Source organism: Massilia sp. UYP11 (assembly GCF_050434805.1).
Taxonomy (GTDB): domain Bacteria; phylum Pseudomonadota; class Gammaproteobacteria; order Burkholderiales; family Burkholderiaceae_D; genus Telluria.
This window is the reverse complement of sequence record NZ_JBNDJE010000010.1, coordinates 106,255-118,582: the sequence shown is the minus strand read 5'-3', so window position 1 is coordinate 118,582 and position 12,328 is coordinate 106,255. Positions and strand designations below refer to the sequence as shown.

Annotated in this window: 10 protein-coding genes; 6 read left to right on the top strand and 4 right to left on the bottom strand. The window is 66.4% G+C overall.

Features of this window, described 5'->3' with window-relative positions; all coding sequences use genetic code 11:
- Positions 1 to 2 precede the first annotated feature (2 nt).
- The 4 genes from ABIB38_RS15185 to ABIB38_RS15170 form a co-directional block, all read right to left on the bottom strand.
- A complete protein-coding gene (locus ABIB38_RS15185) occupies positions 3 to 1,064 on the bottom strand; it encodes a Gfo/Idh/MocA family protein (RefSeq protein ID WP_429205070.1) in 1,062 nt (353 codons plus the stop codon).
- 73 nt (positions 1,065 to 1,137) lie between these two features.
- Positions 1,138 to 2,466 (bottom strand): nucleotide sugar dehydrogenase, encoded by a 1,329-nt coding sequence (locus tag ABIB38_RS15180; protein WP_429205069.1) that lies wholly within the window; start codon positions 2,464 to 2,466, stop codon positions 1,138 to 1,140.
- Between the two features lie 122 nt (positions 2,467 to 2,588).
- Positions 2,589 to 4,571: a polysaccharide biosynthesis protein gene (locus ABIB38_RS15175; protein WP_429205068.1), complete on the bottom strand. Its 1,983-nt coding sequence runs from the start codon at positions 4,569 to 4,571 to the stop codon at positions 2,589 to 2,591.
- Positions 4,572 to 5,058: 487 nt separating this feature from the next.
- Positions 5,059 to 6,012, bottom strand: a complete 954-nt coding sequence (locus tag ABIB38_RS15170) for an N-acetylmuramoyl-L-alanine amidase-like domain-containing protein (protein ID WP_429205067.1) — start codon at positions 6,010 to 6,012, stop codon at positions 5,059 to 5,061.
- 239 nt (positions 6,013 to 6,251) lie between these two features.
- Between ABIB38_RS15170 and ABIB38_RS15165 the strand changes: the two genes are divergently transcribed.
- The 6 genes from ABIB38_RS15165 to ABIB38_RS15140 all read left to right on the top strand — a co-directional run bounded on the left by ABIB38_RS15165 (position 6,252) and on the right by ABIB38_RS15140 (position 12,328).
- The gene (locus ABIB38_RS15165) at positions 6,252 to 9,254 is read left to right on the top strand and encodes a TonB-dependent receptor (RefSeq protein ID WP_429205065.1); all 3,003 of its coding nucleotides are present in this window, start codon (positions 6,252 to 6,254) and stop codon (positions 9,252 to 9,254) included.
- Positions 9,255 to 9,572: 318 nt separating this feature from the next.
- The gene (locus ABIB38_RS15160) at positions 9,573 to 9,734 is read left to right on the top strand and encodes a hypothetical protein (protein ID WP_429205063.1); all 162 of its coding nucleotides are present in this window, start codon (positions 9,573 to 9,575) and stop codon (positions 9,732 to 9,734) included.
- Between the two features lie 70 nt (positions 9,735 to 9,804).
- Positions 9,805 to 9,981, top strand: coding sequence for a hypothetical protein (locus tag ABIB38_RS15155; protein WP_320476063.1), 177 nt, complete (start codon positions 9,805 to 9,807; stop codon positions 9,979 to 9,981).
- Between the two features lie 196 nt (positions 9,982 to 10,177).
- Positions 10,178 to 10,552 carry a LiaI-LiaF-like domain-containing protein gene (locus ABIB38_RS15150; protein WP_429205061.1) on the top strand — a complete coding sequence of 125 codons (375 nt, stop codon included), beginning with the start codon at positions 10,178 to 10,180 and terminating at the stop codon, positions 10,550 to 10,552.
- Complete coding sequence (locus ABIB38_RS15145) at positions 10,542 to 11,264, top strand: LiaI-LiaF-like domain-containing protein (RefSeq protein ID WP_429205059.1); 723 nt, start codon at positions 10,542 to 10,544, stop codon at positions 11,262 to 11,264. Before ABIB38_RS15150 ends, ABIB38_RS15145 begins: the two co-directional genes overlap by 11 nt.
- On the top strand, positions 11,264 to 12,328 hold the full coding sequence (locus tag ABIB38_RS15140; protein WP_429205057.1) for a sensor histidine kinase: 1,065 nt from the start codon (positions 11,264 to 11,266) through the stop codon (positions 12,326 to 12,328). The genes ABIB38_RS15145 and ABIB38_RS15140 overlap by 1 nt, the downstream gene beginning before the upstream one ends.

Sequence of the window (12,328 nt, the reverse complement as noted above, 5' to 3'; positions counted from 1 at the left end):
GGTCAGTACTCCAGCGGCAGGGCGACGCGGCGGCCGTCGCGCGCCGAGCGGTAGGCGGCGACCAGCACCTCGAGCGACTTCAGGCCCTCGCGACCGTCGGTCTCGGGCTCGGCTTCGCCGCGCAGCACGCGGATCACGTTGTCGTAGTAGAGCGGATGGCCGAAGCCATACACCGAGGTGGTCTGGTAGCTGGCCTCGGCCACCAGGGCGTCGTCGGGATCGGCTTGCGCGAATTCCCATTGCTGGACTTCGTTGACGGCGACGCCGCCGATGCGCACGGTGCCATGTTCGCCGAGGATGGTGATCGAGCCTTCGAGATTGCGCGGCCAGGTCAGCATGGTGACGTTCATCGAGCCCAGCGCGCCGTTGCGCCAGCGCAGGCTCATCACGCCGGTATCCTCGACCTCGATGTCGCGCGCCAGGGTGGCGGTATAGGCTTGCAGGCTTTCGATCGGGCCGACGATCCATTCGAGCAGGTCGACGTAGTGGCTGGCCTGGTTCATGAAGGCGCCGCCGTCGAATTCCCAGGTGCCGCGCCAGCCGGCGCTGCGGTAGTACTCGTCGGGGCGGGTCCAGAAGACATTAAGGTTGACCATGTAGATGCGGCCGAAGCGCTTTTTCTCGACCGCGCGCTTGAGCAGTTGCAGGGTGGCGTTGCGGCGGTTCTGCTTGACCACGAACAGCCGCACCCCGGCCTCGTCGGCGGCGGCGACCATGCGCTTGCCGTCTTCCCAGCGCGTGGCCATCGGCTTTTCGGTGATCACGTGGCGGCCGGCCGCGGCGATGCGGATCGCCTGGGCCGGGTGCAGGCCGGACGGGGTGGCGAGCACGAAGGCGTCGGCGTCGAGCTCGGCCAGCATGCGCTCGAGGCTGGCATATGGGAGGGCGCCGGTGATGCCGGCGGCTTCTTCGCGCACGAGCGGGTCGATGTCGCATACGCCGGCCAGCTCGCAGCGGTCGGCGTGCTCGCGCATGGCGGCCATGTGGTTGCGGGCGATGCGGCCGCAGCCGACCAGGGCAAAGCGGATCTTGCGGTCGAGGATGGGAGGAGGGTAGTGGCGCATGCAGGCTCCGGGCGTGACGGTGGGCTTCGATGGGTGGGATGGACGGGTCGGATCGACAGGCGGGCCGACTCGCTCAGGCCTGTACCACGTTCGGCAACCGGTTCGGGTATACGCCGCGGGTGTCCACGATCAGGTTGGCGTATTGGCGCACCAGGTCGTAGTCGAAAGCGCTGTGGCTGGTGGCCAGTAGCACCACGTCATAGGACGCGAGCGAAGAAGGGTTCAGGGGCACGCTCGACAGTTCGAAGTGGTGCTCGCGCATGCGCGGAAAGACCGGGACGTGCGGGTCGGAATAGTCGACCGTGGCGCCGCGCGCGCGCAACAGCTCCATCAGCACCACCGAGGGCGACTCGCGCATGTCGTCGACGTCTTTCTTGTAGGAGATGCCCAGCACCAGGATGCGGCTGCCCATCACCGCGCGGCCGCGCTCGTTGAGGGCGTCGGCGACCTTGCCGACCACCCAGCCCGGCATGTCGCTGTTGATCTCGCCGGCCAGTTCGATGAAGCGGGTGTGCAGGCCATACTGGCGCGCCTTCCAGGTGAGATAGAAGGGATCGATCGGAATGCAATGCCCGCCCAGGCCGGGGCCGGGGTAATACGGGGTGAAGCCGAACGGCTTGGTGGCGGCCGCGCGGATCACCTCGTGGATGTCGATGCCCATGCGGTCGGCGATGATCTTCATCTCGTTGACCAGGCCGATGTTGACCGCGCGGTGGATGTTCTCGAGCAGCTTGGTCAATTCGGCCGCGCGGGTCGAGCTGACCGGCACCACCGTGTCGATGGCGGCGCGGTACAGGGCCAGGCCGGCTTCCAGGCAGGCATTGGTGGAGCCGCCGCATACCTTGGGGATGGTGCGGGTATGGAAGTCGGGATTGCCCGGGTCTTCGCGTTCGGGCGAGAATACGAGGAATACGTCGTGGCCGACGCGCAGGCCGCGCGACTCCAGGCGCGGGCGCAGCTCTTCCTCGGTGGTGCCGGGATAGGTGGTGCTCTCGAGCGACAGCAGCTGGCCGGGCCGCATGTGCGGCAGCAGGGATTCGACGGTCCCGATCACGAACGACAGGTCGGGTTCGCGGTAGGCGGTGAGCGGGGTGGGAACGCAGATCACCAGGGCGTCGGCCTCGCTCGCGCGCGCGAAGTCGGTGCTGGCCGCGAAGCCGGCGGCGCGCGCCGCCTCGATCGCGGGGGCGCCGATGTGCGCGATATAGCTGCCGCCGCGATTGAGCTGCGCGACCTTGTCGGCGTCGACGTCGATCCCGAGGACGCGGAAGCCCTCGGCGGCGTAGCGCAGCGCCAGCGGCAGGCCGACGTAGCCGAGCCCGATGATGCCGATCACGGCATGACGGTCGCGCAGCCGGGCCAGCAGCTGCTCCAGGTGAACTGATTGGTTCTCGTCTCGCATGGGTTTCCTCGACAGTAACGGTATGACAGCGGGTATGACAGCGGATATGACAGAAGCTATGACGGCGGCTCTGACAGCAACGATCTGACGGCGGCGGCGCGGAGCGGCGGCGCTGGCAGCCCCTAGATCCGGAACGGCACGAACCTGCGAATCAGGCCGGCAGGCGCGGGCTCCTCGACCGGCGCCTGTGGCGCCGGCGCCGGCGTCGAGGGCAGGTATTCGGACACGATGGCCTTGACCATCGACTCGATCGGGCCGCGTTCGTGGGTTTCGCAGGCCATCATGAGACAGGTGATGCAGGTCTCGAGCACATTGGGCTGCAGCGCGTTTTCCTTCATGCGCATGATGCGCGGGTGCTCGCTCGGGAAGACGGTGCCGTCGGTGAGCAGTTCTTCGTGCAGTTTTTCGCCCGGGAACAGGCCGATGAACTGGATCTCGATGTCGCCGCGCGGCTGCTGGGGCGTGCGCTCGGTGAGGCCGTGCATGGCGATCATGGTGCGCGCCAGATCGACGATGCGCACCGGCTCGCCCATGTCGAGCACGAACACGTCGCCGCCCTTGGCCATGGCGCCGGCCTGGATCACCAGCTGGGCCGCCTCGGGGATGAGCATGAAGTAGCGCGACACTTCGGGATGGGTGATCGTCACCGGTCCGCCGCGCGTGATCTGGCGCTGGAACAGGGGAATCACGGACCCCGAGGAGCCCAGCACATTGCCGAAGCGGACCATGCAGAACGTCGTGCCCGTCCTGCCCGCGCCCTGGGCCGGGCCAGGGCGGGCGCCGTCGCCCGCTGCGCCGCCACCGGCCGCGCGGGCGGCGGCGGCCTGGAAGATCAGCTCGGCGATGCGCTTGCTGGCGCCCATGATATTGGTCGGCCGCACCGCCTTGTCGCTGGAGATCAGCACGCAGGTCTGGACGCCGTGGCGCGCCGCGCCGGCGGCGATGATCTGGGCCCCCAGCACATTGTTGCGCAGGCCTTCGACGATATTGGTCTCGACCAGGGGCACGTGCTTGTAGGCGGCGGCATGGTAGATCGTGTCGATGCCGCCGGCGGCCAGCACGCGCTCGACCAGGTCGGCATTGCAGACCGAGCCCAGGTGGGCGTGGATGGGCAGGTCGGGAAAACGCGCCGCCAGCTCTTGCCGGATGGTGTACAGGGCATACTCGGAATGGTCGATCAGGTGCAGGCGCGCCGGGCTCAGGGTGACGATCTGGCGGCACAGCTCGCTGCCGATGGAACCGCCGGCGCCCGTCACCAGCACCCCTTTTCCACGCACGCAGCGTGCGAACAGGTCGAGCCGCGGCGGCACTGGCGGGCGGCCGAGCAGGTCTTCGAACTTGATTTCGCGGATGGCGTCGCGCAGGACCGACTTGTCGCTGGCCTTGTCGTCGGCCAGGTCGACCAGCCGGGTGAGAATCCTGGTGGGCACCCCGGCCTGGCCCAGGCGCTGCATCAACTCGCGCAGGCGTTCGGGCGCGGCGGAGGGCAGGGCGATGACGATGGTGCGGATGCCGAGCGCCGCGCCGAGCTCGACCAGGCGCGAGGTGTGGAACACGCGCAGGCCGGCCACCGTGCGCTCGTTGAGCGCGCGCTTGTCGTCGAAGAAGCACAGCGGGCGGTATTCGTCACCGTCGCGCATGGTCTGGGCCAGGCGGGCGCCGGCCTCGCCGGCGCCGTAGATGGCGACCGCCAGCGCATTGTCGGCGCAGGGGCCGCGCTTGCTGCGCAGCAGCTTGCGCACGCCGATGCGTGATATGACGACATAAGAAAAGGCGATGAACCAATATATCGCCAGCGCGCTGCGCGGGAATCGCGCCTCATTGAGGAATACCAAAGTAAGATAGGCACATAATACGGCAATGGCCAATGAGAGGCCGGTAAGGGTCAGCAGACGATGGTCGATAAAGCGGATGACGGCGCGGTATAAATCGGATAGCCAGAAAGCCGCTATCGTCAGCACGGCGACCAGTAAATAAGAGCCGGGACCAAATTGTTTTGCAAGATGTAAATCGCCACCACGCAATATCATTGCGATTAAAAAACACAGCGGAAGCGCAACCAGGTCGACCGCGACGGCCAGGGCGGCCTTCGTAGTGCGATGCATCGAGACGACTCTTGCGCAAAGCTGATGAGACAGCGTGGGACGTTGAATTGACATGGCAGTCGGCTTCTCGCTGAAAGAGAACGACGTGCGGCTGCATTCACAATAATGGGTTACTGCACGACCAGGTAATCACATAAAACACTGCGATAAAATGCTGCGATAAAATCGCTACGATAACATGCCGCAATAAACATTCCGCGATGAATAGGCCGGTTTTGCCGATTGAGTTGGTGTCTATAAGATCATTATCTGCCTGCGATTGAATAACAGGTTTGAGGTCACTCAACAGCGATCAGGGATATAAAGCGCGAGCAGGGAGGTTGAGATAAAGAAGTGAATTTAAGAAATAGCCTTGGATAATAATTTCCGGCGGCTATTTATTTAATTCAGCGGGGAAGGCGGCAGCGGCGAATGCCGGCGGGAATGGCGGAAACAAATAGATGCGTTCCGGCCCGGCAGGCCGGAACGCTGTCGACGAGGTCGGGCGTCAGGCCGGGGGGCGGCCCGGACGCGGCTGCGGCGCCATCGGCGGCACCGTGATCCGTTCGTTCAGGCGCAGGAACTTGAAGCCGGCCAGCGCCTGGCCGGGCTTGCCCGCGCGCGCATTGCGTTCCTGGCGCTCGAGCGTGCGCCCGATATACGATGCGAACGTCTCTTCGCGCACCTGCGGTTCGGCCGAATGCAGGAAGCGGCGCTCGCCGTTCGGTCCCAGCACCACCAGGCCCACGTGCGAGGCCCAGTACTCGCCGTCGCGGGTCGAGATCACGTTCACGAAATCCCCTTCCTGCAACTGGCTGGCGATGGCCGCCACCTGTTCCTTCGGCACGTAGGCCTGGCGGCTGGTCTCGACCGGCAGGTCGCGCACCGTGTTGTGGCGGGTGCGCAGGAAGCGCGCGCGGTCGACCCGCATGTCGTAGGACGGGCCGCCCGGTCCGGCCAGATCAACGCTGACGTCGGTGACCAGCCAGCGGTTGGCCACGTTCCAGTCCATCTCGGTGTAGTGATTGCGCGTGGCCACGCCGATCACGCCGTCGCGGTAGCGGATCCGCTGCAGCATCCAGAAGAACTCTTCCCACGAGCCGGACAAAGCCATCGCGTAGGTGTGCTCGGCGAACACCACGCAATCGCTCTGCGCCAGGCTGTACAGAGGCAGGCTGTCGTGGAGCTCGTAGGGGAACTCGCCCAGCAGGTGCAGCGAGTAGGGCTGGCCGATGTTCTGGCGGCCGATCGCGGCGATGCGCCTCTTCAGGTCCGGCTCGGCGCCCTGCATGTGGGCGATGTACTGGCCGGCCTCGAACGGCGTCATCTGGTAGATCTGCTTTTGCAGCAGGGCCGACAGCGGGGTCGGCGGCGGGGGCGCGCCGGGGACGGGTTTGGTGGCGGGCGCGGTCGCGCATCCGGTCAGGACGGCGCTGGCAAGCAGCAGGCAGGCAAGGCGCATGGCGTTCATCAATGTGGGGGAAAAACGTCAAGCTAATCTGGTGCGCCCGGCTTGGGTAATGAAATTTCTTCGTCCATCCATAACCGCGCGGAGGGAGTCGATTGTGTACATTCCATTAAGTTATATAGAAGCAAACACAAGTGATTATTCACCGCTGAAATGAACATGAATACTCCGAGCATGGCAGCCTTCAGCCTGCCTTGAGCAATAACGATAGCACTATTCCCAGGAGAGAGAGCATGTTCAAGCAGAAGCCGCTCGCAGCGGCCGTATCGATGGCAGTCTGGAGCCTCGCAGCCCTGCCGGCCATGGCGCAGGAAGCCACCCCGGACGTGTCGATGCAGACCGTGGAGGTGACGGGCATCCGCGCGTCGCTGGCCAAATCCCTGTCGGTCAAGCGCGACGCCGCGGCCAACGTCGAGGTGATCACGGCCGAAGACGTGGGCAAGATGCCGGACAAGAACCTGGCCGACTCCCTGCAGCGGCTGGCCGGCGTGGCGGTGCGCACCGACTACGACGAAGCGGAAAAAGTGTCGATGCGCGGCACCAATCCGGACATGTCGCTGATCATCTTCAACGGCCATGCCGTCAGCAGCGCCGACTGGTACGTGGCCGACCAGGCCTCGAGCTCGCGTTCGACCAGCCTGTCGCTGATGCCCTCGCACGTGCTGCAACAGGCGGTCGTGTACAAGACCTCGCAGGCGAACATCGTCGACGGCGGCCTGGCCGGCACCATCAACGTCTCTACCAGGAAGCCCCTGGCGCAGAAGGAGCGCTTCTCGGGCGTGGTCAGCGTCGGCGCCAGCTACGCCGACCTGCCGGGCCGCTACGCGCCGGACATGAACGGGTCGGTCACCTGGAAAAACGAGGCGGGCACCTTCGGCGTGCTGGCCGCGCTGTTCGCGGAAAAACGCCACGTGCGGCGCGACTCGGTGTCGCGCTTCGCCTACGGCACCAACAGCGGCTGGGACGTGATCAACACCAGCACCATGAAGGGCATCACCGACCAGTCGCTGGCCGGCAGCGGCTATACCGCGGCCGACCTGAACGGCGTGCGACTGCCCGGTTCGATGAGCTCGGAATTCGTCGAGGGCGTGCGCGACCGCAAGGGCGGCATGCTGTCGCTGCAGTTCAAGCCGAACCGCGACCTGGACGTCACCATGACCGGTTTCCACTCCGCGATGGAAGCCAACAACCACGGCCGCCTGACCTCGAGCGCCATCTACTCCATGCTGCTCGGTAAGAACGCGCCACTGGGCGGCACCACCGCCGCCGCGGTCAACACCAGCCACAACGGCCAGCAGGTGTTCGCCCAGATCCGCAACCCGGTCATCGTCGACGAAACCACGGTCTACGGCCACCCGCTGAAGGTGCTGAAGGCCGCCGACATCGTCTTCGCCGACGGCGTCAGCCCCCAGTATGTCGGCAACTCGGAAGGCTTCTACCGCGACGGCGCCAAGGCCGAGAGTTCTTTCCTTGACCTGGATGCGAAGTACCGCGTCAACGACGACCTGACCGTCAAGACCCTGCTGTCGACCACCCGCGGCGTCGGCCAGACCCGGCTCGACCAGGGCCTGACCCTGGCGCGCTACGGCACCGGCATCTCGTACGCGCTGGGCGACCTGCACGACGCGCCCTTCGTCCAGTACCGCAACGCCGGCATCAACCAGCCCGGCCTGAACCCGGACGGCAGCGGCTACACCATCGTCGACCGCGCGGCGTCGGGCGTCAAGACCGTCGACAAGGAGTGGAGCGCGCAGTTCGACGCCGAATACCGCGTCGATCGCGGCTTCCTGCAGTCGCTGGCAAGCGGCGTGCGCTTCGCCGACCACAAGCGCACCAGCGGCCGCCGCGGCCCCGCCTTCCGCAACGGCATCACGCTCGACCCGGTCACCGGCCGCGTGGTCTCCAACACGCCGACGCCGCTCACCGGCTGGCAGGCATTCCCGGGCGACTTCGGCAAGGACCTCGACGGCCCGGCGGGCTGGGACAACACCGGCTTCACCTACACCCCGGAAGGCATCAAGGACTACATCGCCAGCAATACCAAAGTCACCAGCGACGCCTGGGAGCGCCGCGTGAACTCCGAGATCGACATGCAGGAACGCCAGAGCGCGGCCTACGTGATGGCCAACCTGGAAGCCGAGCGCTGGTCGGGCGACGTCGGCGTGCGCTTCACCCGCACCGAGGTCAAGGCGAACATCTCGACCCCGATTCCGTCCGGCGCCTGCCAGCGCGTCGCGCCGGGCCAGGCGCCGGTCACCTGCGCCGCGTATCCGGGCGCGATCACCGATGCCGGCGACGCCACCGCCTACTTCGACGGCATGCCGTTCAATCCCAATGCCGGCATCCTGTACTACAAGACGCCGACCAGGCGCACCTTCGACAACTGGCTGCCCAGCATGAACCTGCGCTACGACATGGGCAACGACATGCTGGCGCGCTTCGGCGTCAGCCGCACCATCGGCCGCCAGAACTACAACCTGCTGGGCAGCGGCTTCGGCACGCCGGGCTGCGACGCCAACGGCTGCCGCGTGACCGGTCCGAACCCGGACATGGAACCGCAAACCTCGGACAACATCGACCTGTCGTGGTCGTGGTATTTCGCGCCGCGTTCGATCGTGGCGGTGAGCGTGTTCCACTCGTCGATCGACGGCTATCCGAAGACCGGCGCGGTCGGCAGCGCCACCGTCGACCTGCTCGACCCGCGCGACCAGACCGTGAAGACCTTCTTCATCAATACGGCCTCGCAGCAGGGCGCGAAGATCAACGGCATCGAGCTGCAGTACGAGCAGCCGTTCGGCAAGACCAACTTCGGCTTCACCTCCAACGTCAGCCGCGCCAAGACCCGTGTGGACGACGGCCGCCCGATGGTGGGCGCGTCCGAGTGGACCGGCAACGTCGGCCTGTACTACGAGGACGACAAGCTGTCGACGCGCCTGGTGGCGAACTACCGCGGCGAGTACGTGAACAGCACCACGGCGCCGTCGCCGACCGCCAACAGCCAGGGTCTCTCGGTGATCAACGGTGTCGCGATGCCGACCGCCCCGACCTATGCCGACGCGGTGACCACGCTGGCGTTTTCCGCCAACTACTATTTCACCGATAACCTGGAACTCGCGTTCAGCGCGACCAACCTGACCAACGCCAAGCGCGCGCAGTACCGCTACAGCGAACAGGAGCAGCAGAAGCTGGACGTCAGCGGCCGCCAGTACTACCTGAACCTGCGCTACAAGTTCTGACCGGACAGGGCGCATGAAAAGGGAAGCTTCGGCTTCCCTTTTTTTTCGTGCGTGGCAGTCCCGCGCCCGCGCCCGATGGCGCGCCGCCACGAACCCGCTTCCTGGCCTGTCCGGCCGTATTGACGCGCGCAGTGTGCGTCACCTAACGGTGCAATGGCGCAGGTTTCGATAAGATGCACCTGTCTGAGTGAGGAACGCGCGATTCGCTTCGCTGCCATCCGAAACCTCAACAGGTTAGCCGGTCGCCTCGAGGATCGGCACCAATTTCAGGGCCCCGCCGGCACGCCGGCGCGGCCCGTAACGGAAGCGGAGGTTGCCATGTACGATGTCAAGCATCCACCCAAGCACCTGGTGCGCGCCTATCTCGAACGTCGCTCGCGCGACCCGAAACCGCCACCGGCCCCGGAAGAAATCCGGCGCCAGCTTGGATGGGACATGCTGATGCCGGCCGACCTCAAGTTGGCCACCAACCGTTCCTGAGCTTCATGATTCTTTCGCGTCCAGCGTTCCAGCAGGGACATGGCGCCCAGCCCCACCACAGGAGACATCCATGACCAGCAAGATCGGCAGCAAACACATTGCACAGCACCGCGGCAAGAAGGAACGCCTCGAGATCAAGCGCACCAACGTGGCGCGCGAAGCGGTGCGCCAGGCCGAGGCCCGCGCCAAGTACCGCAACCAGCCAAAAGGCCAGGCCCAGCGCGAACAGGCGCAGACGGCCGCCTGATCCACCCCATGCGCCGTACACGGCCCGCCTGCGAGGCGGGCTTTTTTACGTCCGTCCCATTCTGTCCGTCCGGCGCGGCCCGCCGCGATCGCTCGCCATTGGCCGCCTTTCATCCGCCATTGGCCGAATAGCGCTTTCGCGATTGCCCTCCGGTTTGCTATCGTGTCTCCAGTTCGATAACGAGAGGAGTGACGCAATGGAGTCCGATGATGGCTATCGCTGGCGCAAGCAGGTGCTGTGGGGCCTGCTGCTGATCGTGGTGGGCGCGGTGGTGCTGCTCGACCGCCTGCACTATATCGATGCCGAGGATTATTGGCACTACGCCCCGCTGCTGCTGGTCGTGGTCGGCATCGGCCAGACCATCGGTTACCCGAGCCCGAAGGAGTTCAGCAATGGCTTGTGGACCGTATTCACCGGCCTGTGGCTGTTCGCCGTGTTGGAAAATGCCTTCGGCCTGACCTTCCGCAACAGCTGGCCGCTGTTCATCCTGATGTGGGGCGTCAAGCTGGTGCTCGATCCATTCATCGCGCGCCGCTTCGCCAACAATCGTCGGAGCCGCCATGAAAAATGATCCGCATGCAAAAGGCGTGACGGGCCAGGTCGTGCTCGGCCTGCTCGTGATCGGGATGGGTCTGTTGTTCCTGCTCGATAACCTGGGCTTCCTGGACATGCACCGCGCCTTGTCGTTCTGGCCGATGTTGTTCGTCATCGTCGGCATCGTCAAGCTGTGCGACACCCGCACCCAGGGCGGCACGCTGCTCGGGGCCGCCCTGGTCGGCGTCGGCATCCTCCTGATGCTGGACCGGATGCACATCATCGACTTCAGCTGGGGCGCCGTCTGGCCGCTGGTCCTGATCGGCCTTGGCGGCGTCCTGGTGGCGAAGGCGGTGCGCGGCAAGCGCGCGCTGGAACACGGCGTGGCGGTGGTCGACGGCGCGCCGGCGGATGTGGGCGCGGGCGAAGTGCTGGACATCACCGCCATCCTGGGCGGCTACGAGCGCCGCGTCACGACCCAGAACTTTCGCGGCGGCGAGATCACGGCGGTGATGGGCGGCTGCGAACTCGATATGCGCGGCGCCTCGATCCAGGGCGAGGCGGTGATCAATGTGTTCGCGTTCTGGGGCGGCGTGACCATCAAGTGCCCGCCCGACTGGACGATCGTGTTGCATGGCACGCCGATCCTGGGCGGCTTCGAGGAAAAGACCATCGCGCCGCCGGACGACACCAAGCGGCTGGTCATCCGCGGTTACGCGATCATGGGTGGCGTGGAAATCCGCAACTGATGGGCGGCGGATTCTGGGCGCGGCGCGGCGCCGCGCTGTACCTGGCGGCCTGGCTGATGCTGGGGCTGATGCTGGCCGGGCTGCTGTCGGCCACCGGCGGCGCCGGCCCGGCGGCCAGCCTGCTGTTCGCGCTGCCGCTGGTGCTGGTCTACGGCGCCGTGTGCGGCTTCTCGGCCTATTACCTGTGCCGCGCCTATCCGCTGGCGCGCAAGTCGACGCCGGCGGTGCTGGGCGTGTTCTTCGTCACTGCCGTGTGCGCGGCGCTGCTGTGGTGCGCCGTGGCGACCGGCTGGGCCGCATGGTGGCAGTGGCTGGCGCCGGGCGACGACGGCGTGACGATGTCGCGGCCGCTGGCGGCGGTGATCTTCGGCCTCGGCGTGCTGCTGTACGGGATGACCGCCTGCGGTCACTACCTGGCGCTCGCATTCGAGCGCGCGCGCGGCCTGGAGCGGCGCGAGCTCGAGGCCAAGCTCCTGGCCCGGGACGCCGAGCTGCGCATGCTGCGCACCCAGGTCGATCCACACTTCCTGTTCAACAGCCTCAATTCGATCAGCGCGCTGACCACGATCGACGCCGCCGCGGCGCGCGACATGACCCTGCAGCTGGCGGGCTTCTTTCGCCATACGGTGGGGCTCGAAGCGCAGCGCAAGGTCACGGTGGGCGCCGAACTGGAACTGGTCGAGCGCTTCCTGGCGATCGAGCGGGTGCGCTTCGGCCCGCGCCTCGGTTTCGAGCGCCAGGTGAGCGCGGATGCCGGGGCCTGCCTGCTGCCGCCGATGATCCTGCAGCCGCTGGTCGAGAACGCGGTCAAGCATGGCGTCGGCCAACTGCTCGAGGGCGGGGTGGTGCGGGTCCGGGCCGAGCGGGCCGGCTCGCGGCTCAGGCTGCGGGTCGAGAACGACGTCGATCCGGATGCGGGGACCCGGGCCGGCGGCGGCATTGGCCTGGCCAATGTGCGCGAGCGCCTGCTGGCGGCCTACGGCGTCGAGGCCAGCGTGCATGCGGCGCGCGTCGACAATCGCTTCCGGGTGGACCTGGTGCTGCCCGCCGACACAGGAGAATGA

Coding starts and splice junctions, on each gene's coding strand:
- ABIB38_RS15145 (WP_429205059.1), top strand. CDS start 10,542: ATGAAAAATGATCCGCATGCAAAAGGCGTGACGGGCCAGGTCGTGCTC.
- ABIB38_RS15150 (WP_429205061.1), top strand. CDS start 10,178: ATGGAGTCCGATGATGGCTATCGCTGGCGCAAGCAGGTGCTGTGGGGC.
- ABIB38_RS15140 (WP_429205057.1), top strand. CDS start 11,264: ATGGGCGGCGGATTCTGGGCGCGGCGCGGCGCCGCGCTGTACCTGGCG.
- ABIB38_RS15170 (WP_429205067.1), bottom strand. CDS start 6,012: ATGCGCCTTGCCTGCCTGCTGCTTGCCAGCGCCGTCCTGACCGGATGC.
- ABIB38_RS15175 (WP_429205068.1), bottom strand. CDS start 4,571: ATGCATCGCACTACGAAGGCCGCCCTGGCCGTCGCGGTCGACCTGGTT.
- ABIB38_RS15185 (WP_429205070.1), bottom strand. CDS start 1,064: ATGCGCCACTACCCTCCTCCCATCCTCGACCGCAAGATCCGCTTTGCC.
- ABIB38_RS15160 (WP_429205063.1), top strand. CDS start 9,573: ATGTACGATGTCAAGCATCCACCCAAGCACCTGGTGCGCGCCTATCTC.
- ABIB38_RS15180 (WP_429205069.1), bottom strand. CDS start 2,466: ATGCGAGACGAGAACCAATCAGTTCACCTGGAGCAGCTGCTGGCCCGG.
- ABIB38_RS15155 (WP_320476063.1), top strand. CDS start 9,805: ATGACCAGCAAGATCGGCAGCAAACACATTGCACAGCACCGCGGCAAG.
- ABIB38_RS15165 (WP_429205065.1), top strand. CDS start 6,252: ATGTTCAAGCAGAAGCCGCTCGCAGCGGCCGTATCGATGGCAGTCTGG.